Annotated in this window: 20 protein-coding genes; 11 read left to right on the top strand and 9 right to left on the bottom strand. The window is 73.5% G+C overall.

What is annotated here, in order from left to right; all coding sequences use genetic code 11:
• Nucleotides 1-9 precede the first annotated feature (9 nt).
• Complete coding sequence (locus OG218_RS13080; protein ID WP_380162319.1) at nucleotides 10-1,131, bottom strand: class I SAM-dependent methyltransferase; 1,122 nt, start codon at nucleotides 1,129-1,131, stop codon at nucleotides 10-12.
• A gap of 7 nt (nucleotides 1,132-1,138) precedes the next feature.
• Nucleotides 1,139-1,708, bottom strand: a complete 570-nt coding sequence (locus OG218_RS13085) for a TetR/AcrR family transcriptional regulator (RefSeq protein WP_328293661.1) — start codon at nucleotides 1,706-1,708, stop codon at nucleotides 1,139-1,141.
• A gap of 110 nt (nucleotides 1,709-1,818) precedes the next feature.
• On the opposite strand from OG218_RS13085, the gene OG218_RS13090 reads away from it, so the two are divergent.
• On the top strand, nucleotides 1,819-2,640 hold the full coding sequence (locus OG218_RS13090) for a CPBP family glutamic-type intramembrane protease (protein ID WP_328293662.1): 822 nt from the start codon (nucleotides 1,819-1,821) through the stop codon (nucleotides 2,638-2,640).
• Nucleotides 2,641-2,647: 7 nt separating this feature from the next.
• Here OG218_RS13090 and OG218_RS13095 read toward each other — a convergent pair whose 3' ends face one another.
• A complete protein-coding gene (locus OG218_RS13095) occupies nucleotides 2,648-4,093 on the bottom strand; it encodes a CCA tRNA nucleotidyltransferase (RefSeq protein ID WP_380162317.1) in 1,446 nt (481 codons plus the stop codon).
• A gap of 124 nt (nucleotides 4,094-4,217) precedes the next feature.
• Between OG218_RS13095 and OG218_RS13100 the strand changes: the two genes are divergently transcribed.
• Entirely contained in the window at nucleotides 4,218-4,694 is a 477-nt protein-coding gene (locus OG218_RS13100) for an NUDIX hydrolase (protein ID WP_328293664.1), read from the top strand.
• Between the two features lie 7 nt (nucleotides 4,695-4,701).
• On the top strand, nucleotides 4,702-6,864 hold the full coding sequence (locus tag OG218_RS13105) for a DUF6049 family protein (RefSeq protein ID WP_328293665.1): 2,163 nt from the start codon (nucleotides 4,702-4,704) through the stop codon (nucleotides 6,862-6,864).
• Here OG218_RS13105 and murJ read toward each other — a convergent pair.
• On the bottom strand, nucleotides 6,841-8,517 hold the full coding sequence (murJ, locus tag OG218_RS13110) for a murein biosynthesis integral membrane protein MurJ (protein WP_328293666.1): 1,677 nt from the start codon (nucleotides 8,515-8,517) through the stop codon (nucleotides 6,841-6,843). The two genes, OG218_RS13105 and murJ, sit on opposite strands and share 24 nt — an antisense overlap.
• 92 nt (nucleotides 8,518-8,609) lie before the next feature.
• On the opposite strand from murJ, the gene OG218_RS13115 reads away from it, so the two are divergent.
• A complete protein-coding gene (locus tag OG218_RS13115; RefSeq protein WP_328293667.1) occupies nucleotides 8,610-9,761 on the top strand; it encodes a C40 family peptidase in 1,152 nt (383 codons plus the stop codon).
• Between the two features lies 1 nt (nucleotide 9,762).
• Here the strand turns inward: OG218_RS13115 and OG218_RS13120 are convergent, their stop codons facing one another.
• Nucleotides 9,763-10,698: a hypothetical protein gene (locus OG218_RS13120; protein WP_328293668.1), complete on the bottom strand. Its 936-nt coding sequence runs from the start codon at nucleotides 10,696-10,698 to the stop codon at nucleotides 9,763-9,765.
• A 164-nt stretch (nucleotides 10,699-10,862) separates the two neighbouring features.
• Between OG218_RS13120 and OG218_RS13125 the strand changes: the two genes are divergently transcribed.
• From OG218_RS13125 to trxA, 5 genes are all read left to right on the top strand, one after another.
• Nucleotides 10,863-12,437, top strand: a complete 1,575-nt coding sequence (locus tag OG218_RS13125; protein ID WP_328293669.1) for a protein kinase family protein — start codon at nucleotides 10,863-10,865, stop codon at nucleotides 12,435-12,437.
• Nucleotides 12,434-13,030, top strand: coding sequence for an RNA polymerase sigma factor SigM (gene sigM / locus OG218_RS13130; protein ID WP_328293670.1), 597 nt, complete (start codon nucleotides 12,434-12,436; stop codon nucleotides 13,028-13,030). Before OG218_RS13125 ends, sigM begins: the two co-directional genes overlap by 4 nt.
• 72 nt (nucleotides 13,031-13,102) lie before the next feature.
• Nucleotides 13,103-13,867: a hypothetical protein gene (locus tag OG218_RS13135; RefSeq protein WP_328293671.1), complete on the top strand. Its 765-nt coding sequence runs from the start codon at nucleotides 13,103-13,105 to the stop codon at nucleotides 13,865-13,867.
• A gap of 119 nt (nucleotides 13,868-13,986) precedes the next feature.
• Nucleotides 13,987-15,027 (top strand): thioredoxin-disulfide reductase, encoded by a 1,041-nt coding sequence (gene trxB, locus OG218_RS13140; RefSeq protein ID WP_328293672.1) that lies wholly within the window; start codon nucleotides 13,987-13,989, stop codon nucleotides 15,025-15,027.
• A gap of 26 nt (nucleotides 15,028-15,053) precedes the next feature.
• A complete protein-coding gene (gene trxA, locus OG218_RS13145) occupies nucleotides 15,054-15,377 on the top strand; it encodes a thioredoxin (protein ID WP_328293673.1) in 324 nt (107 codons plus the stop codon).
• 50 nt (nucleotides 15,378-15,427) lie between these two features.
• On the opposite strand, the gene OG218_RS13150 is transcribed toward trxA, so the two are convergent.
• Nucleotides 15,428-16,090 (bottom strand): GNAT family N-acetyltransferase, encoded by a 663-nt coding sequence (locus OG218_RS13150; protein ID WP_380159858.1) that lies wholly within the window; start codon nucleotides 16,088-16,090, stop codon nucleotides 15,428-15,430.
• A 141-nt stretch (nucleotides 16,091-16,231) separates the two neighbouring features.
• Here OG218_RS13150 and OG218_RS13155 point away from each other — a divergent pair, with 141 nt between their 5' ends.
• Together OG218_RS13155 and OG218_RS13160 are read left to right on the top strand one after the other, a co-directional pair.
• The gene (locus OG218_RS13155; RefSeq protein ID WP_328293675.1) at nucleotides 16,232-17,593 is read left to right on the top strand and encodes an aminotransferase-like domain-containing protein; all 1,362 of its coding nucleotides are present in this window, start codon (nucleotides 16,232-16,234) and stop codon (nucleotides 17,591-17,593) included.
• Nucleotides 17,590-18,537 carry a D-alanine--D-alanine ligase family protein gene (locus OG218_RS13160; protein WP_328293676.1) on the top strand — a complete coding sequence of 316 codons (948 nt, stop codon included), beginning with the start codon at nucleotides 17,590-17,592 and terminating at the stop codon, nucleotides 18,535-18,537. Before OG218_RS13155 ends, OG218_RS13160 begins: the two co-directional genes overlap by 4 nt.
• Before the next feature lie 59 nt (nucleotides 18,538-18,596).
• Here the strand turns inward: OG218_RS13160 and OG218_RS13165 are convergent, their stop codons facing one another.
• From OG218_RS13165 to rsmG, 3 genes are read right to left on the bottom strand one after another with little or no spacing between them, the layout of a single operon-like run.
• The gene (locus OG218_RS13165) at nucleotides 18,597-19,760 is read right to left on the bottom strand and encodes a ParB/RepB/Spo0J family partition protein (protein WP_328293677.1); all 1,164 of its coding nucleotides are present in this window, start codon (nucleotides 19,758-19,760) and stop codon (nucleotides 18,597-18,599) included.
• Nucleotides 19,757-21,076: a ParA family protein gene (locus OG218_RS13170; protein ID WP_328293678.1), complete on the bottom strand. Its 1,320-nt coding sequence runs from the start codon at nucleotides 21,074-21,076 to the stop codon at nucleotides 19,757-19,759. Before OG218_RS13170 ends, OG218_RS13165 begins: the two co-directional genes overlap by 4 nt.
• Nucleotides 21,077-21,096: 20 nt before the next feature.
• Entirely contained in the window at nucleotides 21,097-21,861 is a 765-nt protein-coding gene (gene rsmG / locus OG218_RS13175) for a 16S rRNA (guanine(527)-N(7))-methyltransferase RsmG (protein WP_442906499.1), read from the bottom strand.
• Nucleotides 21,862-21,886 lie beyond the last annotated feature (25 nt).

A 21,886-nucleotide genomic window follows, 5' to 3' on the forward strand; every position in this document is an offset into this window, starting at 1 on the left:
CGGGGCCCTTCATTGAGCCGAGTCCACCCGAGTGCTGCGCGTGAGGGTGAACTTCGGGGTGCGGGCGACCTGGCGGGTCGGTCCGACGACGCGCTCGAGCTCTCCGCGGTAGGTGAGGTGGGAGTTCCAGACCGTCAACAACGTGCCACCGGGCGCGAGCACGCGGGCCGCCGCCCGGAACACCTTCGAGGCGATCGCCGCGTGGACCGTCGCGCCCGCGTGGAAGGGCGGGTTCAGCAGCACCAGGTCGACGCTGGCGTCGGGGATGCACGCACCGGCGTCGTCACGGGTGACGGTGACGGCGACGCCGTTGGCCGCGGCCGTCAGCTCGGCGCTGGCGACGGCGTCCGCGGACTCGTCGGTGGCGAGGACCCGGGCCGCGGGGAACGCCCGGGCGGCCGCGGCGGCGAGGAGTCCGGTACCGCAGCCGAGGTCGAGGACGGTGCCGGGATCCGACCGGGCCACGACGTGGAGGTGCTCCAGCAGCACCCGGGTCCCGATGTCGATGCCGGCGCCCGCGAACGCCCCGCCCACCGCGCAGGCCCAGAGCCCGACGTCGTCGTGGTGGACCCGGCGGGGCGCGGCCTCGGCGACGTCGGCGCGGGGCCCGGACGCACGCAGCACCCGGGCCTTCTGCCGGCCGAGGCTCGCGTCCACCTCGGTGAACGCGTACCCGAGGACGTCGTTCATCCCGCGCGTCATGTGCTTGACCCGACCACCCGCGAACACGCGGACGTCCGGGGCGGCGTGCCGGGCGATGAGCCGTGCGGTGGCGTCGAGGGCTTCGAGGCTGCGCGGCAGCTTCACCAGCACCACGCCCGCGCCGGCCACCAGCGCGGCGTTCGGCACGGGGTGGGAGCGGAACCCGTCCAGGCCGAGGGTCGCGGCGTTCGCGGCGAGCGCGAGCTCCCCCGACAGCCGGTCCTGGTGGACGCGGACCCGCGCCGGGTGGTGGCCCGCGAGCGCCCCCAGGGTGATGGCCCCGTAGTCGTCGCCGATCACCGCGACGTCGGCGCCCGCGAGCGCCGGGGCGGCCTCGTCGAGCAGGAGCCGGTCCGCCGCGTCGACCGCGACGAGTTCGGGCGCCTCGATGTCGGGCCGGCGCCGGAGGACGTCGAAGACGGGTGGGATCACCGCGTCACGATAGTGGCCAGCGTTCCAGCAGGTCGTCGAGCAGACGCGAGGTGCGGTCGGGGCCCATGCGGCCGTCCTCGGCGATGCCGGCGACGGCCAGGCCGTCGAGGACCGCGAGCAGGTGCGCAGCGGCGTCGTCGTCGGCGGGGGTGACGGCGGCCGCGCCGGGGCGACGGGCGGCGAGCAGGGCGGCGAAGACCGCCTGCAGGGCCGCCCACTCACGGCTGTGCAGGGCGGCGATCTCGGGGTCGACGGCGGCGCGGGCGACGAAGGCCAGCCACACCCGGGCCTCGTCGCGGCGCCGGTCGTCCAGGGGGAGCAGCTGCCGGGCCAGGGTGCGCAGGCGCTCCGTCGGGTCCGCGTCGGCGGCGGCGGTCTCGAGACGGGCCCGGACGCGTCGGCCGACGAGTTCCACCGCGGCGACCAGGAGCTGCTGCTTCGTCCCGTAGTGGTGCTGGACGGAGCCGGGGCTGACGCCGGCGCGCGCCGCCACCGTGCGCACGCTGACGGCTTCGACCCCGCCGGCGGCGACCAGGTCGAGCGCGGCGAGCGCGATGGCCTCTCGTGCGGACACCCGTCCCCCTCCGTCCGATCCGTCAGGCCGACACCTTGCGCCCGGTACGACCGTATCGTCACCATGGCTCCATGCTCCGATACAGTCGTATCGTCCGTGGTCGTCGGTCCGTGCCCGCGTGGTCGGCGCCGGTCAGCTGGGCCGTGTTCGTCCTGGCCCTCGGTCTCGCCGGTGTCGCCGCCGCCGCAGCCGAGGTCGGGACCGGCGAGGGGTGGTTCGTGCGGGCGGCCCCGGCCCTCACGACGCTGCTGGTCGCCGTCCCCCTGCTGCTGGTGGTGCACCGTCGCCGGCGCACGGTGCTGGCCCTGCGGAACCCCCGTCAGGCGGTGGTCGGCGCAGGCGTCGTCCTCACGTCCGCCGTCGCGGTCTTCGGGGTGGGTGCGGCCGCCGGCGCCACCCGCGTCAGCGGGGTCGACGCCTCCGTGCTGGTGACCTTCCTGGTGCTCAACACACTGGCCGCGCTGGCCCTGGAGGCGGTGCCGGAGGAGCTGGCGTTCCGGGGCGGGGTGTTCGGGGCACTGGCGTCCCGGGTGCCGACCCTGCCGGCCGCCGCCGCGACCACGGCCCTCTTCGTGCTGGCGCCGGCCGCGTCGATCTCCCTCACGTGGGCGGTGGGCTCCGCCCTGGGCCTGCCGGTGCCGCCCCCGACCTTCGCGCCGGGCGGGCAGGACCCGGTGGCCTACGCGGTGCTGCTCGCCGTCTTCGGGTCGATGCTCGTGCTGGCCCGGCTGGCGACGGGATCGGTGTGGGCCTGCGTCGCCGCGCACCTGACGTTCCTGACCGTCAACCGCACCGTGTTCCCCAGCGCGTCCTTCCGCACCGGGGTCGACGTCGCCGTCGCTCCCGGGGCCGAGCTCCTCGTCCTGGTCTACCTGGGCCTGGCGACGGCCGGGTTCGCCGTCCTGGCCCGGCGACACCGGACCGGGCGCTGACCGGGGTTCAGGACCCGGCGGACTCCGGCTGCTCGGCCCACCACGCGCGCAGCTCCTGCTCTGCGACCTCGGGCCCCAGCGGGCCGCGGTCCATCCGCAGCCCCAGCAGGTGCTGGTAGGCGCGGCCGACGACGCGGGAGGGTCCGATCCCGAGCAGCGCCATGATCTGGGTGCCGTCGAGGTCGGGACGGATCGAGTCGAGCTCCTCCTGCTCCCGCAGGCGGGCGATCCGGGTCTCGAGGTCGTCGTAGGCGTCGGAGAGCCGCTTGGCCTTGCGGGCGTTGCGGGTCGTGCAGTCGCTGCGGGTCAGCCGGTGCAGGCGCGGCAGCAGCGGGCCAGCGTCGGTGACGTAGCGGCGGACGGCGGAGTCCGTCCACTCCCCGTCGCCGTAGCCGTGGAAGCGCAGGTGCAGCTCGGTGAGGCGGGCGACGCTCTTGATGGTGTCGTTGTCGAAGCGCAGGGCCTTCAACCGCTTCGCCACCAGCTTGGCGCCGACGACCTCGTGGTGGTGGAAGCTCACGCCGCCGCCCTCCTCGAACCGGCGGGTGCGGGGCTTGCCGATGTCGTGCAGCAGCGCGGACAGCCGCAGCAGCAGGTCCGGGCCCGGCACCTCGTCGTCGGGGCCGGAGCCCTCCAGGGCGATCGCCTGCTCGAGCACGGTCAGGGAGTGCTCGTAGACGTCCTTGTGCCGGTGGTGCTCGTCGATCTCCAGCTGCAGCGCCGGCAGTTCCGGCAGCACCCGCTCGGCCAGGCCGGTGTCCACCAGCAGCCGCAGACCCGCCACCGGGTCGACCGCGAGCAGCATCTTCTCCAGCTCCACCCGCACGCGTTCGGCCGAGACGATGGTGATCCGCTCGGCCATCGCCGTCATCGCGGTCACGACGTCGGGCGCGACCCGCATCTTCAGCTGGGCCGCGAACCGGGCCGCGCGCATCATCCGCAGCGGGTCGTCGGAGAAGGACCGCTCGGCCGTCCCGGGGGTGCGCAGGACGCCCGCGGCGAGGTCGGTGAGACCGTCGTGCGGGTCGGCGAAGTCCAGCGACGGCAGCCGCATCGCCATCGCGTTGACGGTGAAGTCGCGCCGCGACAGGTCCCCGACGAGGTCGTCACCGTAGGCGACCTCGGGTTTGCGGGAGTCGACGTCGTAGCTCTCGGAGCGGTACGTCGTCACCTCGACCACGACGTCCTTCTTGCGCGCGCCGATCGTGCCGAAGTCGCGGCCGATCTCCCAGTGCGCGTCACCCCAGGCCTTCAGCAGCCGGACGGTGTCGTCGGGGCGGGCGTCGGTGGTGAAGTCGAGGTCGGCGGAGCGGCGCCCCAGGAAGGCGTCGCGGACCGGCCCGCCGACGAGGGACAGCTCGAACCCGGCCCGCTCGAAGACGCGGCCGAGGTCGACCAGCAACGGCATGACCGGTTCCAGCGCGGTGATCGCGCGCGTCCTGGCCTGCTCCATCGCCTGCTCGAGGGCGGTCTTCGGATCCGTCGGGGCGCTTCGAGCGAGCGGGTCTGGCAGCACGGGGTGCAAGCCTGCCACGTCTACGCCCGAAGCCGTGCGCGCTGCTGGCTAGAGTGAGCCGATGGTCAAGCCTGCCCGGGAGCCGCGTCGCCGGCTGCCCACCGTGCAGGAGACGTCCTCGGGTGGGCTCGTCGTCGACCTCTCGACCGGGGTCCCGCGGGCCGCGGTGATCTGCCGGCTCAACCGCGCGGGGCGCCAGGAGTGGTGCCTGCCCAAGGGTCACCTCGAAGGCGAGGAGACCCTCGAAGAGGCCGCGGTGCGCGAGATCGAGGAGGAGACCGGGATCCGCGGCGAGATCGTCGAGGACCTCGGCAGCATCGACTACTGGTTCTCAGCCGACGGCCGTCGCATCCACAAGGTCGTGCACCTGTTCCTGCTCAAGGCGACCGGCGGCACCCTGACCGTGGAGAACGACCCGGACGCCGAGGCCATCGACGTCGAGTGGATCGCGTTCAGCGACCTCGACGCACGGCTCGCCTTCCCCAACGAGCGTCGGGCCGCCCTCGCCGCGACCGCACTGCTGGGCGAACTGGCGTGACCACCGCATGAGCGGGAACGGCCCGAGCCGGCGGCAGCTGCTCGCCGGTCTCGCGGGCGGTGGTGCCCTGCTCGCCGCCGCCGCCCCGGCGCGGGCCAGCACCGCGAAACCCACCCCGGAGGACACGGCGGAGACCACCGCGAGCACCCTGCCGGCGCGCGTCGTCCTGCTGGAGGTCACCCCGTCGGCCTACTCCGCGGCCGATCCCGCCCGCTCGACGATCCTCGTGCGGGCCCGGGTGGAGAACACCGGGAGCGACGCCCTGACCGGTCTGACGGCCCGGCTCGTCGCGCAGCGCTCGCCGTCGGTGGCCCGTTCCGCCCTCGACGGCTGGGCCCGCGCGTCGGAGCGCACGTCCATCACCCGCTCCTCGGCGAGCTCCGAGGACGTCACCGTCGGCACCGGTGACCTCGCCGTCGACGAGAGCGCCGAGGTCGAGCTGACCCTGCCGGCGGCCGCGCTGGGCAACGGGGTGGGGGCGCACCTCGCGGCCGTCGAGGTCTCCGACAAGAGCGGCAAGGTCGGCGGTGCCCGCACGTTCCTGGTCTCCGCCCCGCAGGGCGTCACGCCGACGCCGTTGACGCTGCTGCTGCCGCTGGTCGCCGGCCGTGACGGCTCGGCGAGCGGGCTCGCGAGCGCCGTCGAGGGCCGCCTCGCGCCGCTGGTCAGCGCCAGCGCCGACCCCCGGGTCGCGTGGGCGCTCGACCCGGCCCTGCTCGCCGCGGCCGCGAACGTCACGACGGCGGGGACGAGCGGTCAGCCGACCGCCTCGAGCACCCCGCAACCCACCGTGGACGAGAGCCGGACCGTCTCGGTCTGGCTGGCCGACCTGCGGGCCGCCGCGACCGGCCGCGTCGTCGTCGCCCTGCCCTACGGCGACCCGGACCTCGCCGCCCTGGACCGCTCCGAGGACGGGCCCGACCTGCTGGGACGCTGCGTCGCCGCCGGGGCCGGGGCCTTCGACGACCTCGGCGCGGTCGTGGTCCGCGACGTCGCCTGGCCCGCCGACGAGGCCGCCGACGACGACCTGCTGGCGCTCGCGCTGGGGGTCGGGGCCTCCACCGTCGTCCTGGACGACGCCTGCCTCCCGCCCGACGTGGACCTCACCTACACCCCGGCGGGGCGGGCGAGCGTGACGGTGCTCGACTCCGTCGTCGAGGCGGTGGTGGCGGACCGGACGATGTCGTCGGTGCTCGCGGACTCCGTGGACGCCGACCAGGTGGTGCTCGTGCGGCAGCGGCTCATCGCCGAGGCCGCGACGACGACGTTGCAGCGCCCGAGCGACGCGCGCGGTCAGCTGCTGGTGGCCCCGCGCAGCTTCAACCCCGTCGCCGGGGCGATCGAGGCGCTCGTCGCCGACGTGGAGGCGTCGGGGTGGGCGAGCTGGCAGTCGCTGACCGACCTCATCGCCACCGACCCCGGACCGGGGTCGCGCTCCGGCCCGGAGATCGCGACGGCCACCGCCCGCGCCGCGCTGCCCGCCCGCCACGTCGCCGACGTCGAGTCGGCCCTCACCGAGGTCGACGACTTCTCCAGCGCCCTGCAGACCACGGACGGCCGGCCCGACGCGGGGCTGCTGACCCAGCAACGGGCCGCGTTGCTGCTGCTGGGGGCGTCCTGGCGGGGGCACACCGATGAGCTCCCCGCCGCGCGCGAGACGCTGGAACGGACGGTCGCCTCCCTCACGACGGGCATCAGCATCGCCGGCGGCAGCGTCCGCAACCTGGCCGCCGAACGCAGCGAGCTGCCGATCACGCTGGTCAACGAGCTGGACGTCCCGGTGCAGGTGGACCTCGTGCTGACGCCCCGCAGCCCGCGGGTCCAGCTCGACGCGGTGCCCCGTCAGACCGTCCCCGCCCGCAGCCAGCAGCGCGTCGGGGTGCCGGTGCGCGCGCTGGCCAACGGCAGCGTCGTCGTCGAGGCGCAGCTGCGGACCCCCGCCGGCAGCGCGATCGGGGCGCCCGTCGCGGTGGACCTCAACGTCCGCGCCGACGTGGAGAACTGGATCAGCGGGGTCGTCGGCGGGGGCGCGGCCGCGCTGCTCGTGCTCGGGGTGGTCCGCGCTGTGAAGAAGGGCCGGCGGCGCGTCGACGAGGCCGAGCACGCCGACGTGACCCCCGCCCCCGCCCACCAGGACGAGGACGAGTCAGCGCCGACCGGGCAGGGGTAGCCGCCGCAGCAGCGGCGCGACCAGGTCCTCGAGCTCGCGGACCCGCATCACCCGGCTGAGGGCGACGAAGACGGCCAGGACGACGACCCCACCGACGAGGACGACGGCGATGTTGGGCAGCCGGCCGTCCACCGGCCCGACGAACCAGGTGCCGGCGAAGCCGATCCCGCCCGCGACGACCGTGATGACGAGGACGCGCACCCCCGTGCGGAGCAGCAGGTACCCGTCGATCCCGTGCCCGTCGAGGTGGTTCAGCCGACGCCGCAGCAGGACCAGTCCGACGACCCCCGCGATCACATTGGCGACGCTCATGGTCACGCCGACGCCGACGACCGTCCACTGCGCGGGGACCGCGAGCCAGCAGACCAGGTTGCCCAGAGCGGTCACGACGGCGTTGACGGTGGCGACGACGAAGGGCGTCTTCGCGTCCTCGTAGGCGTAGAACACGCGACTGACCAGGTAGTTCACGCTGAACGGGACGAGGCCCAACGACATCGCGACGAGCACCTGCCCGATCGGCCGGCCCCCGGCGAACATCGCCGATCCCAGGGCCGGTCCGAGGGCGACGAACCCGGCCGTGGCCAGGGCCCCCGTCACCGTGACCGTGCGGGCACCGGAGGAGAAGTCCCGGCGCACGGCGGCGACGTTCCCGACGGCGGCCGCGGTGCTGATCCGGGTGAACAGGGCGGTGACGAGCGACACCGCGACGAGCGAGTGCGGCAGCATGAAGAGCAGGTAGGCGTAGGTGTACGAGGCACCGGTCGCCCCGTCGATCCCGGCCTTCGTCAGCTCCTGCCCGGCGTTGTTCGACGTGTTGGTGGTGAAGAAGAAGACGAGCTGGCCGACCACCACGGCGGCGAACGTCCAGCCCGCGACGCGGCCGGCGCTGCGCAGGCCGAAGCCACGGAAGCCCCAACGCGGTCGGTAGTGGAAACCGGCGCGACGCAACGGCCAGAAGAGCACGAGGGCCTGGGCGACGATGCCGAGCGTCGCCGTTCCCGCGAGCAGGGCGATCATCCACGGTTCCCACTGGTCGGCGCGCAGCTCACCGGCGTTCGGGACCATGACCATGAAGACGACGAGCCCGGCGATCGCGACGACGTTGTTCAGCACCGGCGCCCACATGAACGGCCCGAAGCTGCCCTTGGCGTTCAGCACCTGCCCGAGCACGGTGTACAGGCCGTAGAAGAAGACCTGCGGGAGGCACCAGAAGGCCATGGCCGCGGTGAGCGTGAGCCACTCCGGCGGGAAGGTCGTGGCGTAGGCGTGCACGACCAGCGGTGCGGCCAGGGTCACGGCCACCGTCGCCACTGCCATGATCACGAGGGCGAGCGTCACCAGTCGGTCGACGTACTCCTTGCCGCCGTCGGGTGCCTTCAGCGCCCGGACGATCTGCGGGACGAGGACCGCGTTCAGGACGCCCCCGGCCAGCAGCATGTAGAAGAGGTTCGGGGCCTTGTTGGCGACGTCGAACGTCTGGGCGCCGATCTGCGTCGTGGTGCCGATGGCGGCACCCTGGACGACGCTGCGACCGAACCCGAGCAACCGCGACACCAGCGTCCCGCTCGCCATCAGCGCGCTCGACCGGGCGAGGGAGTCCCTCGCCGCGGGCTCGTCCGGCGTGGCCGTCGTCTGGTCCTGCGGTGCACTCACACCGACGATGGTGGCGGATCGGTGCGCCAACCGGGTCATCACTCCCCCGTCGCGTCAAGGTCTTCACACGCGGTGACGACTCAGAACAGGTGATGAGCGTCAGGCGGGTCGTGTCGACGGGTGTGCTGACGCTCGCCCTCTTCGCACCGCTCAGCTCCGCGGGCCTGGCGCACGCGGACCCGGCGCTCGCGCCGCGCAGCCAGACCCTCAAGACCCAGGCCGACGCGTTGCGCGCCCAGGTCGAGGCCCTGCAGCTGCAGCAGTCCATCGCCACCGAGGCCTACGACACCGCCGTCGAGGACACCACCACCGCCATCTCGGAAGAGGTCCGGGCGCAGTCGGCGCTCGACGCCGCCACCGGAGACAGCGCCACCGCCACGCAGGACGCGACGCGCCGGGTCCGCTCCCTCTACATGAGCGGCGGCTCCGCGTCCCTGACCGGCGGCATCAGCCGGGTCCTCTCGAGCGGCGACCTGGACGACGTCGACGCCACCGCCCGGGGCGCGCTCCTCGCCCGCAGCGTCGTCGCCGACGACACCACCACCGTCACCGCCGCCGCGACGGCCCGCGCCGGCGCGGCCGCCGCCGAGGCACACCTGCAGCAGGTCCGCGTCGCGAAGACCACCGCCCAGGCGGCCGCGAAGACGGCGGAGGAGCAGGTCACCACCGCTCTCGCCCAACAGCGGACGCTGCTGGCGGCGGCCGACACCGCGGTGGCGCAGGCCGTCGCGGACGAGGAGGAGCAGGCCCGCCAGGCCGCGCTCGCCGCGGCCGCCCAGCAGGCCGCCGCGGCGGGGGTCGCGGACGCGAAGGCCAGGGACGCCTCCTCCGTCGCGGACACTTCGTCGGTCGCGGACGCCGTCGCGGGCGCCTCGAGCACGGCCTCGGCGGCGATCGCCGCGGCCTGGACCCGCGAGGGCATGTCCTACGTGTGGGGGGCGACCGGTCCGACGACGTTCGACTGCTCGGGCCTCACGCAGTGGGCCTACGCCCAGGCCGGGGTCTCCATCCCCCGGACGTCGCGTCAGCAGTACGCGGGCCTCCCTAAGGTGCCGATGAACCAGTTGCAGCCCGGTGACCTGGTCTTCTACGCCAACGGCAGCGACCCGTCGAGCATCCACCACGTCGCGCTGTACCTCGGCGACGGCAAGGTCCTGCACGCCCCGCACACCGGCGACGTCGTCCGCGAGGCGGGCGTCGCGATGTCCGGCCTCTTCGGCGCCGTCCGCCCCTCGGCCGCCTGACTCAGCGGGACGCGAGGACGGCGAGGGTCACGCTCGCGACGTCCTCGACGACCGCGGCCTGCCAGTCCGGGACGAACTCGCCGGCCCAGGACCGCCAGGACGCTCCCGCGATCGACCCGGTGAGGGCACCGAACGCCCCGGCGAGCACGGGCAGCGCCACCCGCCGGTGCTCACGACGGGCCAGCGCCACGGCGCCCCCGACGCCGGAGGCGATCCGGGCGGGCAGCCCCGCGGCGGACAGCCGGCTCGGGGTGGCGGGCTGCTTGTCCTGGTAGAGCTCGAACCCGAGCCCGGCGAGGGCGAGGACCTTCGCGGGCGACGACGACCCCGTCAGCGCGGGTCCGGCGAACCCGAGCGAACTACGTCCGCCGGTGGCCACCCCGAGCAGGGCCGAACGCGCCACGAGACCGGCGGAGGCCTTCGCGGGCCGGTCCACGACGACCGTCGAGCCCCGGCGGACACCCGGGTCGACCAGATGCAGCGTGGAGTGCGCGGCGACCCCGAACGCGAGGTGCGGTACGGCGTCGGAGACCCAGTCCTGCGGGGTCCACTCCCGCAGGTCCGTGACCCCGAGGGCGGCGGCGGGCAGGTCGGTGGCGGCCATCGCGGCGGCCCCGGTGACCACCGCGCCGACCCCGCGGGGCAGTCGCAGCCCCGCCGCGCGGACGGTCCCGACGAGCGCCCCGACGCCCAGCCCGGCGACCGTGCCGGACAACGCCCCGAGTGCGGTGAGCCGGTTGCCGCGCTGGGCTGCGGACCCCCCGACGGGCAGGTGGATCCGCTCGGCGAGCGCCTCGACGGTGTCCGCCGGCATGGTGCTGGCCTCACGTCCCCGCCAGGCCATGTCGGCGTAGGTGACGGCGTTCAGGACCGCGGTGCCCACGGCACCGGCGGCGAGTCCACCGAGGAGGCCACGGGAGGTTCGGCTGGAGTTCACGGTCACATGCTCGGTCCCGGGACGCCGGTCCGCGCGCCCGGACCGTCCCGTACCGATCGCGCCCTAGCATGGTGCCCGGGACCGCGCACGCGGCCTCGCGATCACGCACGGGTCACCGGGGGGTACGTCTGGACGGGGTAGGCCGCAACGCGGGCGACGAGCTCGTGGCCGACCGCTACGCCCTGGACCGGGAGCTGTCGGTCGCCACCGAGCTGGGGACGCGGGAGTTCCGCGGTCGTGACCTGACGCTGGACCGGCCCGTCCGCGTCCGCACGCTGCCCGCCGGCGACACCCGGGCCGAGGAGTTCCTCGACGCCGCCCGCCGCGCCGCCATGATCACCGATCCGCGCATCCCCCGCATCCTCGACGCGGGCACCGACCTGACCGCCGCCGACGGCACCGCCACGGTCTTCGTCGTCGAGGAGTTCGTCGAGGGGCGCTCCATGAGCGACCTGCTGCGGTCCGGTCCGATGAAGCCCGCCGCCGTCCGCGCCCTCGTCGGCGAGGTCGCGTCCGCGCTCGACGTCGCCGCCCGCCGGGGACTGCACCACACCCGCCTCACCCCCGACGACGTCGTCCTCGGCCCCGACGGGGTCGTGCGGGTCCGCGGGGTGGGGATCGAGGCGGCCCTCGAGATCGACCCGCCCGCGCTCTCCCCGGCCCGCGCGGCGGTGCTGGCCAACCGCGCCGACGCCGTCGCGCTCGTCGCGCTCGTCTACGCCGGACTCGTCGCGCGCTGGCCCGCGCTGGAGGCGCTGGCCCCGCACGCCGGCCTCCCGCAGTCGCCGACCGCCGACGGTGAACCGTTGCCGCCCAAGGACATCCGCCCCGACGTCCCGAACGACCTGGACACCCTGTGCAGCGTCACGTTCGGCCCGCACGAGGACGGTCCGCGCGACCCCGCGGAGCTCGCCCTGCAGCTCGCACCGTGGACGATGGCGCCCTGGGAGGAGACCCTGCGCCGGATGCGCGGCGAGGCCGCGACCAAGGAGTTCCGGGGTCGGCTGAAGAACCGCGACGAGGTGGTCCCCGAGGAGGAGCCGCCCGTCCCGTTCACCCGCCCGCACACCACCGCCCGGCCCCCGCGCGACGACTCCCGCCTGGTGCTGGCCATCGTCGGCGCGGTGATCGTCGTCGGGCTGGTGCTCGCGCTGTGGCAGTTGAGCCGGATCGCCGTGCCCGACATCCCGACCAGTGCCGCCAGCACCCCCGCCGCGACGACCTCGGCGCCCGCCGCGACGAGCGCCCCCGCGGTCTCGCCCAGTGCCGCCGCCCCGCCGCCGGTGACGCCGATCGTGCTGCCCGTGGCCTCCATCGCCGCCCTCGACCCACAGGGCGGCGGGGAGTCCTCGGCGACGGCTCCGCGGGCGATCGACGGCGACCCGGCGACGGCGTGGGAGAGCCAGCGCTACAACTCCGCGACGTTCGCCGGTCTCAAGGACGGCATGGGCCTCGTGCTCGACCTGGGCGTCGAGGCCGACGTCAGCCAGGTCCAGCTCACCGACGGCGGTGACGGCGGGTCGGTCTCGTTGCTGACGGCCCCCGGCCCGGCCCTCGACGGCTCCACCCCCGTCGCGAGCGCCCCGGCCGGCGGGGCGCAGACGCTGACCCCCGCGCAGCCGGTCCGCAGCCGCTACCTCGTCGTCTGGTTTACCCAGCTCCCGACGACCGACGGCGTCTTCCGGGCCCGCGTGGCCGAGATCGCCGTCACGGGGACGATCCCCACCCCGGCGCCGTGACCCCCGCGGGAACCGGTGCGCCGGTGGACCCGCGCACCGACGCGGAGCTCCTCGCCGCGCACGTCGCGGGCGACCCGGAGGCCTTCGGCGAGGTCGTCCGCCGGCACCGTGACCGGCTGTGGGCCGTGGCGCTGCGCACGACGGGCGACCGCGAGGAGGCCGCCGACGCCGTCCAGGACGCCCTCGTCTCGGCCCTGCGCGCGGCCGACCGGTTCCGCGGGGACTCCGCCGTCACGACGTGGCTGCACCGGATCGTCGTCAACGCCTGCCTCGACCGGGCCCGGCGCAGGGCCGTGCGCCCGACCCGTCCCCTCGAGGAGGAGGTCGGTCCCGGCGGGGACGAGAGCGCCCGCACCGGGGCGGCGCTGGCCGTCGTCCAGGACGCGACCCCGCACGTCGAGGCCGGGCTCGACGTCACCCGCGCCCTCGCCCGCCTCCCCGAGGCCCAACGGGCGGCCCTGGTGCTCGTCGACATGTACGACGTCCCGGTCGCCGAGGCCGCCGAGATCCTCGGCGTCGCGGTGGGCACGGTGAAGTCGCGGTGCTCGCGCGGACGGGTGACCCTGGCCGAGCTCCTCGGCGATCGCGTATGAGCGCGGGGAACCGTTGAACGTCGCACGACGTCACACCCCTGGTCGAGTTCGGGAGACGGGAGGAGGTCCGCGGTGAGCGAGGAGTTCGAGGAGAGCACCGAGGACGAGGTGCTGAGCCCCCAGGAGCAACGGGTCCGTGACCGGTTGCGCGGAGCGGCCGACCTCGGTCCGATGCCCGACGACGTCGTGGCCCGCGTCGACGCGGCGCTCGCGGCCGCGCGCACCGAGACCCCCGTCGCCTCGCTGGCCGCCCGTCGGCGCCCGTCGCGGTTGCCACGACTGCTGGCCGCGGCGGCCGCGGTCGTGGTCGTCGGGGGCGGCGGCTTCTGGCTCTCGCAGGACCACTCGCTGTCCGGGGCGTCCTCCTCGACGGCCGCCGGTGGTGGCTCGGTGGCGATGGGTGAGTCCGTGCCGCCGTCGGCGAAGGTCCTGCTCAGCGGCAAGGACTACACCGACGCCACCGCCGTCCAGGACCTCGCCGAGGACACCCTCGACGAGGGCGCCCCCACCGGGGGTTCCGCGCCCGACGCGACCCCGGGCCTGGGCACGAAGGACGAAGGCCGCACCACCCTGATGGCGCCGCAGGACACGGAGTCCGCGACGAGCGACCCGGCGCAACGCCCGGCTGCCGAGAAGGCTCTGGCCTGCACGAAGAGCCTCGGGGTCGACCCGGACTCCGTCCTCGCCGTCGAGATCGCGACCTGGCGCACCACACCGGCCGCTCTCGTCGTCCACACCACCACCGACGGGGCCGAGGTCGTCGTCGTGGCCCTCGACTGCGTCCCCGGAGACCCCGCCTACAGCCGGGTCGACGTGCCCCTCCCGAACGGCTCCTGAACGTGGTGTGAGGGTTCGGCGCCGGGAACAGCGCACCCCTACGATCGGTTGAAGAAGCAGCAACGCCGGAGCCCCGTGACCGCGGGGTCGGCACCGATCGAGGAAGCAGGTCCGCACAGGTGAGCGACGCCACCACGAACGAGATCCGCGAAGTCATCGTCGTGGGTTCGGGCCCCTCGGGCTACACCGCGGCGCTCTACGCCGCCCGTGCGGAACTGCGGCCGCTGGTCTTCGAAGGATCGGTGACGGCCGGCGGTGCGCTGATGAACACCACCGAGGTCGAGAACTTCCCGGGCTTCCCGGAAGGGATCATGGGCCCGGACCTGATGGACAACATGCGCCAGCAGGCCGAGAGGTTCGGCGCCGAGCTGATCACCGACGACATCGTCGACGTCCGCCTCGAGGGTGACGTCAAGGAGGTCGTCACCGGCTCCGGTGAGACCTACCGCGCCCACGCGGTGATCCTCGCGCTCGGTTCGGCCTACCGTCAGCTCGGTCTCCCGGACGAGAAGCGGCTGTCCGGTCGTGGCGTGAGCTGGTGCGCCACCTGTGACGGCTTCTTCTTCCGCGAGCAGGACATCGTCGTCGTCGGCGGCGGGGACTCCGCGGTCGAGGAGGCGACGTTCCTCACCCGTTTCGCCCGCACCGTGACGATCGTGCACCGACGGGACGAGCTCCGCGCCTCGCGCATCATGGCGAAGCGCGCCGAGGACAACCCGAAGATCAAGTTCGTCTGGAACTCCGCCGTCACCGGCATCCTGGGCGAGAACAAGGTCGAGGGCCTCACGGTGCAGGACACCGTGACCGGTGAGACGAGCGAGATCGCGGCGACCGCGCTCTTCATCGCCATCGGCCACGAACCGCGCACCGACCTCGTCAAGGGGCAGGTCGACCTGGACGAGAACGGGTTCATCCTCGTCGAGGGTCGCAGCACCCGCACGAACCTCCCCGGCGTCTTCGCCGCCGGTGACGTCGTCGACCACGAGTACATGCAGGCCATCACCGCCGCCGGCATGGGGTGCTCCGCCGCCCTGGACGCCGAGAAGTTCCTCGCCGCCCGCGGTGACGTCGCGCAGGACGAGCAGCCCCCGCGCGAGGAGACCCGGACGCCCGACGTCGCGGACTCCGACACCGTCGACCGCCCGCAGCCGCGGGTCTGACCCCCACCCACATCAGGAGAACGACCATGAGCACCACCCACGTCACGGACGACACGTTCGACGCCGAGGTCCTGCAGTCCGACAAGCCCGTCCTCGTCGACTTCTGGGCGCCCTGGTGCGGCCCGTGCCGTCAGGTCGCCCCGATCCTCGAGGAGATCGCCGCCGAGAACGCGGACAAGATCACCGTGGTGAAGGTCAACACCGACGAGAACCCGAAGATCGCCGCGAAGTACGGCGTCACGTCGATCCCGACGCTGAACGTCTACTCCGGTGGTGAGGTCGTCAAGACGATCATCGGCGCGCGGCCCAAGCCCGTGCTGCTGAAGGAGCTCGACGACTTCGTCGGCTGATCCCGTTCGCGGAGAGCGCCGGTCCCCTCGTGGGGGCCGGCGCTCTGCTGTCAGGGGTGGGCTACCCCGGTGAGGGTCTGGACCCGGATGCTGCCGAGCAGCCGCTCGAGCGCCGCCTCGACGTCCTCGCGCCAGCTCAGCGCCGTCTTCAGCTCCAGCCGCAACCGCGGGTAGCGGTGGTGGGGACGCACCACGGTGAACCCGACCGACTCCAGCAGGTGCGCGGGGAGCACGCAGGGGTCGCCGTGGTCGTGCGGGGACTCCTCGCTGCCGTCACCGCCGACGGCCGCCGCCGCCCCGCCGAACGCCTCGACGGCCTTCACCCCGCGTTGGGTGAGGTCCTTGGCCGCGCCCTGCAGCAGCATCCGGGCCAGCCCTTCGCCCCGGAAGGCCGGTTCGATCCAGCCCGTCGTCAGCAGGACGCTGTCACCGCTGACCGGCGAGGTGGGGAAACCCGTCGAGCGGGGTGAGTAGACCGGCGGGGCGTACATGACGAACCCGGCCGCCTGGTCGTCGACGTAGACGAGCCGGCCGCACGGACCCCACTGCAGCAGGACGCTGGAGATCCAGGCCTCCTTCTCGAAGTCCGGGTACCCCGCCGCGGCGGCCCGCTGGGCGGCTCCGGCGTCGAGTTCCCAGAAGACGCACTGCCGCGACTGCTTGGGCAGGTCGGCCAGCGTGTCGAGCGTCAACGGCGCCATCCGACGACCCACCGGCGTCAGCCTCCCCAGTCCCGCTCGGCGTCTCGACGACGCGTCCGCGTTGCGTCCACGCGTCGAACGCATCCTAGGTGGCAGTCTCGGAGAGTGCGACGAGCACTCGTCCACTCAGCACCCGTGTCCCAGGAGGCCGTCATGAGCCAGCACCGCCCGCCCTCGAGTCCCGGTGACGCGTCCCCCGCGTCGGCGGCGGCCGGGGCCGGAACTGGGGCTGGCCGGAGGTTGGACCGTTGGCGGTCCGCCTACGCCGAACGGACCGCGTCGATGACGGCGTCGGAGATCCGGGCGCTGTTCGCCGTGGCGAACCGGCCCGAGGTCGTCTCGCTCGCCGGCGGCATGCCCTACCTGCCCGCGCTCCCCCTCGACGCCATCGCCGAGATCTCCGCGCGGTTGATCTCCCAGAAGGGAGCCGTGGCCCTGCAGTACGGCTCCGGTCAGGGTGAGGAGGTGCTGCGCGAGCAGATCGTCGAGGTCATGCGCCCCCAGGGCATCGACGCCCACCCCGACGACATCGTCGTGACGACCGGGTCCCAGCAGGCCCTCGACCTCGTGTCCCGGATCTTCCTCGACCCGGGTGACGTGGTCCTCGCGGAGGCGCCCAGCTACGTCGGTGCCCTCGGGGTGTTCCGCAGCTACCAGGCGCAGGTCGTGCACGTGCCCCTCGACCACGACGGGCTGCAGCCCGCGGCGCTGGAGGAGGCGCTCGTGCGCCTCCGGGCCGAGGGGAAGCGGGTGAAGTTCCTCTACACGGTGCCGAACCACCACAACCCGGCGGGCGTGACGCTCTCGTTGGAACGGCGGCGGGAGGTCCTGGCCATCGCCCGACGCCACGAGCTGCTGATCCTCGAGGACGACCCGTACGCGCTGCTGGGCTTCGACGGCGACCCGCTGCCCGCGCTCCGCTCGATGGACCCCGAGCACGTCGTGCACCTGGGGTCCTTCTCCAAGACGTTCGCGCCGGGCTACCGCGTGGGGTGGGCCGTCGCGCCGCACGCCGTGCGGGAGAAGCTCGTGCTGGCCTCGGAGTCGGCGATCCTCTGCCCGACCTCCTTCGGCCAGTTCGCGATCGCCGAGTACCTGTCGAGCTACGACTGGATGGGCCAGGTCAAGGTCTTCCGCGAGCTCTACCGCGAGCGGCGCGACGCCATGCTGGACGCCCTCGCCACGCACCTCCCCCGAGCGACGTGGACGCACCCCGTCGGCGGGTTCTACGTGTGGATGACGTTGCCCGACGGTCTCGACGCGAAGGCGATGCTGCCGCGCGCCGTCACCGGCCGCGTCGCCTACGTCCCCGGCGGCGCCTTCTACGCCGACGGGAGCGGTAGCCGGTCGGTGCGGTTGTCGTACTGCTTCCCGCCGGCCGAACGGATCCGTGAGGGTGTCCGCCGCCTCGCCGCCGTCGTGCAGGACGAACTGGACGTGGCCGAGACCTTCGGCCCCGTCACCCCGCGCGCCGGTCGAGCCGGCCACGACAACCCCGGACCGGAGCTGGCATGACCCGCGACCTGCACGTCGCCGTCCTCGCGGGCGGTCTCTCCCACGAACGGGACGTCTCCCTGCGCTCCGGTCGCCGGGTCGCGGACGCGTTGCGCTCCTCCGGCTGCGAGGTGACGATCCTCGACGCGGACGCGCACCTGCTGCCGACGTTGGCCGCCCAACGACCCGACGTCGTGTGGCCCGTGCTGCACGGGGCGATCGGGGAGGACGGCGCGCTGCGCGACGTCCTGGAACTCCTCGGGCTCACCTACGTCGGCGCCCGCCCGGGGGCCTGTCGACTGGCCTGGGACAAACCCATCGCCCAGAGCATCGTCGCGGCGGCGGGGATCAGGGTCCCCCCCTCGATCGCGCTGCCGCACGCCACCTTCCGCGACCTCGGAGCCCAGCCCGTCCTGGCCGCAGCCGCCGATTGGGCGGGCTTCCCGCTCGTGGTGAAGCCGAGCCGGGGAGGCTCGGCGCTGGGGGTCGCCGTCGTCGGGGAACCGCGGGACCTCGCCCGCGCCGTCGTGGACTCGTTCGCCTACGGCGACACCGCCCTGGTCCAGCAGCACGTCCCGGGGGTGGAGGTGGCCGTCTCCGTCGTCGAGATCGACGGGGAGGTCCAGGTCCTGCCCGCCGTCGAGATCGTCGCCGACGGCGGCTCCTACGACTACGCGGCCCGCTACACCGCCGGGGCCACCGAGTTCTTCGCACCGGCCCGGTTGTCCGCCGACGACGCCGAACGGCTGGCCGGGACGGCTCGTGGCGCGCACGAGGCGCTGGGACTGCGCCACCTGTCCCGCATCGACTTCATCGTCACCGACTCCGGTGATCCGGTGTTCCTCGAGGCGAACGCCGCACCGGGGATGACCGAGACGTCGTTGCTGCCGCAGGCCGTGGAGGCCGCGGGGCTGGAACTCGACTCCGTCTACCGCTCCATCGTGGAGAGCGCGCTCCGGAGCTGACCTGCGGACGTGCTACGGGCGGCGCGTCGGGTGGGGGGTCACCGGCGCGCCGCCCGTGCTCAGGGGGTGGGTGTGGCGTCGAGCAGGCGGAGGATCCGATCGAGGTCCTCCAGGCCGGCGAAGTCCACCGTCATGCGCCCTCGGGTGCGTCCCATGCTGATCTTCACCCGGGTGTCGAGCCGGTCCGCCAACGTGGAGGCACGGTCGTCCAGCTCCGGCTGCGCCTGCGCGGGGTTGCGGCGTCGCGGCTCGTGGTCCGCGTCCCCGAGGGAGATGATCTCCTCCACGGCGCGCACCGAGAGACCTTCGGCGACGACCCGCTGGGCGAGACGTTCCATCGCCGCGCCGTCCTCGAGCGACAGCAGCGCACGAGCGTGGCCGGCGGAGATGACGTTCGCCGCCACCCGGCGCTGCACCAGCGGCGGCAACTTCATGAGACGCAGCGTGTTGCTGATCTGCGGACGTGAGCGGCCGATGCGCGAGGCGAGTTCCTCGTGCGTGCAGCCGAAGTCCTCGAGCAGCTGCTGGTACGCCGCCGCCTCTTCGAGCGGGTTCAGCTGGCTGCGGTGCAGGTTCTCCAGCAGCGCGTCACGGAGCAGATCGTCGTCGGCGGTGTCGCGGATGATCGCCGGGATGGTCTCCAGGCCGGCCTCGGTCGCGGCTCGCCACCGACGCTCACCCATGACCAGCTCGAAGCGCGGGGTGCCGTCCTCCGCCGGGTCCGAGGACCGGACGACGATGGGCTGCAGCACCCCGATCTCGCGGATGGAGTGCACGAGTTCGGCGAGTTCGTCCTCGTCGAACACCGTGCGGGGCTGACGGGAGTTCGGCACGATCGCGGTGACGGGGACCTCGGCGAAGCGCGCCCCGGGCACGTCGACCAGGCCATCGTCGGTCGCGGCGTCGGTCGTGGTGGGCTCGACCTCGACCTCCGGGGTGATCTCCGGCTCCAGGGGGGCCTCTGCGGGCGCCTCCTCGGTCGTGACGACTGCGAGGTCGCCGATGCGTTCCTCGTGGCTCTCCGGCGCGTCAGGCGTCTCGTCGACCGTCGCGTCGGTCTCGTCGGAGCGTTGGTCGAAGAAGAGGTCGACCGGACGTCCCCCGGTGCGCATCGCCGGGGGCAGCGTGGCGGTTCCCATGCCGACCCGGCTCGAGGTCGTCGGTCCACCGCTGGGGATCAGGGCACCGAGTCCCCGGCCGAGTCCACGTCGCTTGTCGCTCACGCTCCACCTTCCTTCGACGCGAACCCACGTCGCGTCCCCGTTCCATCACTCCACCGCGCCCACGGGTCCGCCACAGCGGGCGGCGCTCCCACGGCAGCATCCCCTGCAGGCGCGACCGTTTCGTGGACGCCACGCTGGGCGATCTCACGCGCCGCCTCGAGGTAGGCCAGGGCACCGGAGGATGACGGGTCGTACGCCATCACCGTCTGACCGTGGCTCGGTGCCTCCGAGATCCGCACCGAGCGGGGGACGAGAGACCTCAGGACCTGCTGCCCGAAGTGCTGACGAACCTCGTCCACGACCTGGGCGGCCAGCCGCGTGCGACCGTCGTACATGGTCAGCAGGATCGTGGTGACCTCGAGGTCCGGGTTCAGGTGCTCCTGGATCAGCTCGATGTTCGCCAGGAGCTGGCTCAGCCCTTCGAGTGCGTAGTACTCGCACTGGATGGGAATGAGGACCTCCGGGGCCGCGACGAAGGCGTTGATGGTCAGCAGGCCCAGGCTCGGCGGACAGTCGATGAGGACGTAGTCGATGCGCCGCTCCCCGGCCTTCTCCAAGGCTTTCAGGTACTTGGCGAGCGCACGCTGCAGACGCATCTCACGAGCGACCATGGAGACCAGCTCGATCTCAGCACCGGCGAGGTCGACCGTCGCTGGCGCGCACCAGAGGTCGGGAGCCTCGTCGCAGCGCTGAACGACGTCGGCCAGGGGTTTGCCCTCGACCAGGACCTCGTACACGCCGGGCACGTCCTGGTGGTGGTCGATCCCCAAGGCCGTCGAGGCGTTTCCCTGCGGGTCGAGGTCGAGGACGAGGACCTTCAGCCCCGCCGCCGCCAGCGCCGAAGCGATGTTGACCGCGGTCGTCGTCTTGCCGACGCCGCCCTTCTGGTTCGCGATCGTCATGACACGGGTTTCCGTCGGCAGCGGGAAGCGCTCCGACACCGTCGCGCGCCGTGTTTCACGTGGAACCGGGGGGAGCTCCTCTTCGGCGGCCTCGAGCTCGTCGACCTCATCGGGCGACGGAAAGGTCTCCACCGACGTCAGGATGGGCGGAGCAATGGGCGTTTCACGTGAAACGTCCACCAACTCTGAGTGCGGCTCGGTTTCACGTGAAACGGGCACTACCGGCTCAACGGCGACGAGCAGGGTTTCACGCGGAACATCGACATCGACGGTGTCGACGTGCACCTCGGTTTCACGTGAAACGTCGACAGCCTGAGGCTCATCGAGCATCAGGGCGGAGACCGAGAACCACCCCAGGTGCCCCGAGCCGTTCGACGCCGGCCGCGAGCTGCTGAACCAGCCGAGCTGTGCCACTCCTCGTCCCTCTCCCTCACTCATCGACGGTTGCCCTTGCCGGGGCGGCGCTTCGCCACGGCCGGTGCGCCCGGTGCCGGTGCAGCGCGCAGCCGACCGTGCCCCCGGGCCACCCGCACCACGGTCGTCCCCGTGCCGTCGTCGGGTCCGACGCTCAGTACCTCGGGAGCCGTCGTGATGCCCATCTGCTGCAGGGTCGCAGCTGCGGCGGCGATCTCCTCGGAGGCGCTCCGGCCCTTGATGGCGATGAGGTGCCCACCGGTCACGACGAGCGGCAGCGCCCAGCCGTAGAGGGTCTTGAGCGGAGCGACGGCTCGAGCCGTGACGACCGCAGCGGAGAACTCACCCCGCACGTCCTCAGCGCGACCCCGCGCGACCGCGACCTGGTCTCGCAGGTCCAGTTCGGCGATCGCCTCGCGGAGGAAGGTGTAGCGCCGTTCCAGCGGCTCGACGAGGCGGATGTGGAGGTCCGGCCGGGCGAGAGCGAGCGGGATGCCTGGCAGACCTGCACCGGAGCCGATGTCGATGACCGACGACCCCTCGTCGATGACTTCACTGAGGTAAGCACAATTGAGGATGTGCCGGTCCCAGAGCCGCGGGACTTCACGCGGGCCGATCAACCCCCGCTCGACACCGGCCGTCGCAAGGAGCTCGCGGTAGGCGGCGGCGCGATCGGCGCGGTCCCCGAAGACGCGTGACACCGCCTCGGTCGGGACCTCGGAGGAACTCTCGGAAACGACGGAGGGCGGTGGCGTTTCACGTGAAACACCACCGCCCTCAGGCACCTCATCAGACACCCCGTCACCCTAT

This window comes from Kineococcus sp. NBC_00420 (assembly GCF_036021035.1).
GTDB lineage: Bacteria > Actinomycetota > Actinomycetes > Actinomycetales > Kineococcaceae > Kineococcus.

Excerpts from the sequence above, each read along its gene's own strand:
- OG218_RS13095 (WP_380162317.1), bottom strand. The coding sequence starts at position 4,093 with ATGGAGCAGGCCAGGACGCGCGCGATCACCGCGCTGGAACCGGTCATG.
- OG218_RS13100 (WP_328293664.1), top strand. The coding sequence starts at position 4,218 with ATGGTCAAGCCTGCCCGGGAGCCGCGTCGCCGGCTGCCCACCGTGCAG.
- OG218_RS13105 (WP_328293665.1), top strand. The coding sequence starts at position 4,702 with ATGAGCGGGAACGGCCCGAGCCGGCGGCAGCTGCTCGCCGGTCTCGCG.
- OG218_RS13115 (WP_328293667.1), top strand. The coding sequence starts at position 8,610 with ATGAGCGTCAGGCGGGTCGTGTCGACGGGTGTGCTGACGCTCGCCCTC.
- trxA (WP_328293673.1), top strand. The coding sequence starts at position 15,054 with ATGAGCACCACCCACGTCACGGACGACACGTTCGACGCCGAGGTCCTG.
- OG218_RS13155 (WP_328293675.1), top strand. The coding sequence starts at position 16,232 with ATGAGCCAGCACCGCCCGCCCTCGAGTCCCGGTGACGCGTCCCCCGCG.
- OG218_RS13160 (WP_328293676.1), top strand. The coding sequence starts at position 17,590 with ATGACCCGCGACCTGCACGTCGCCGTCCTCGCGGGCGGTCTCTCCCAC.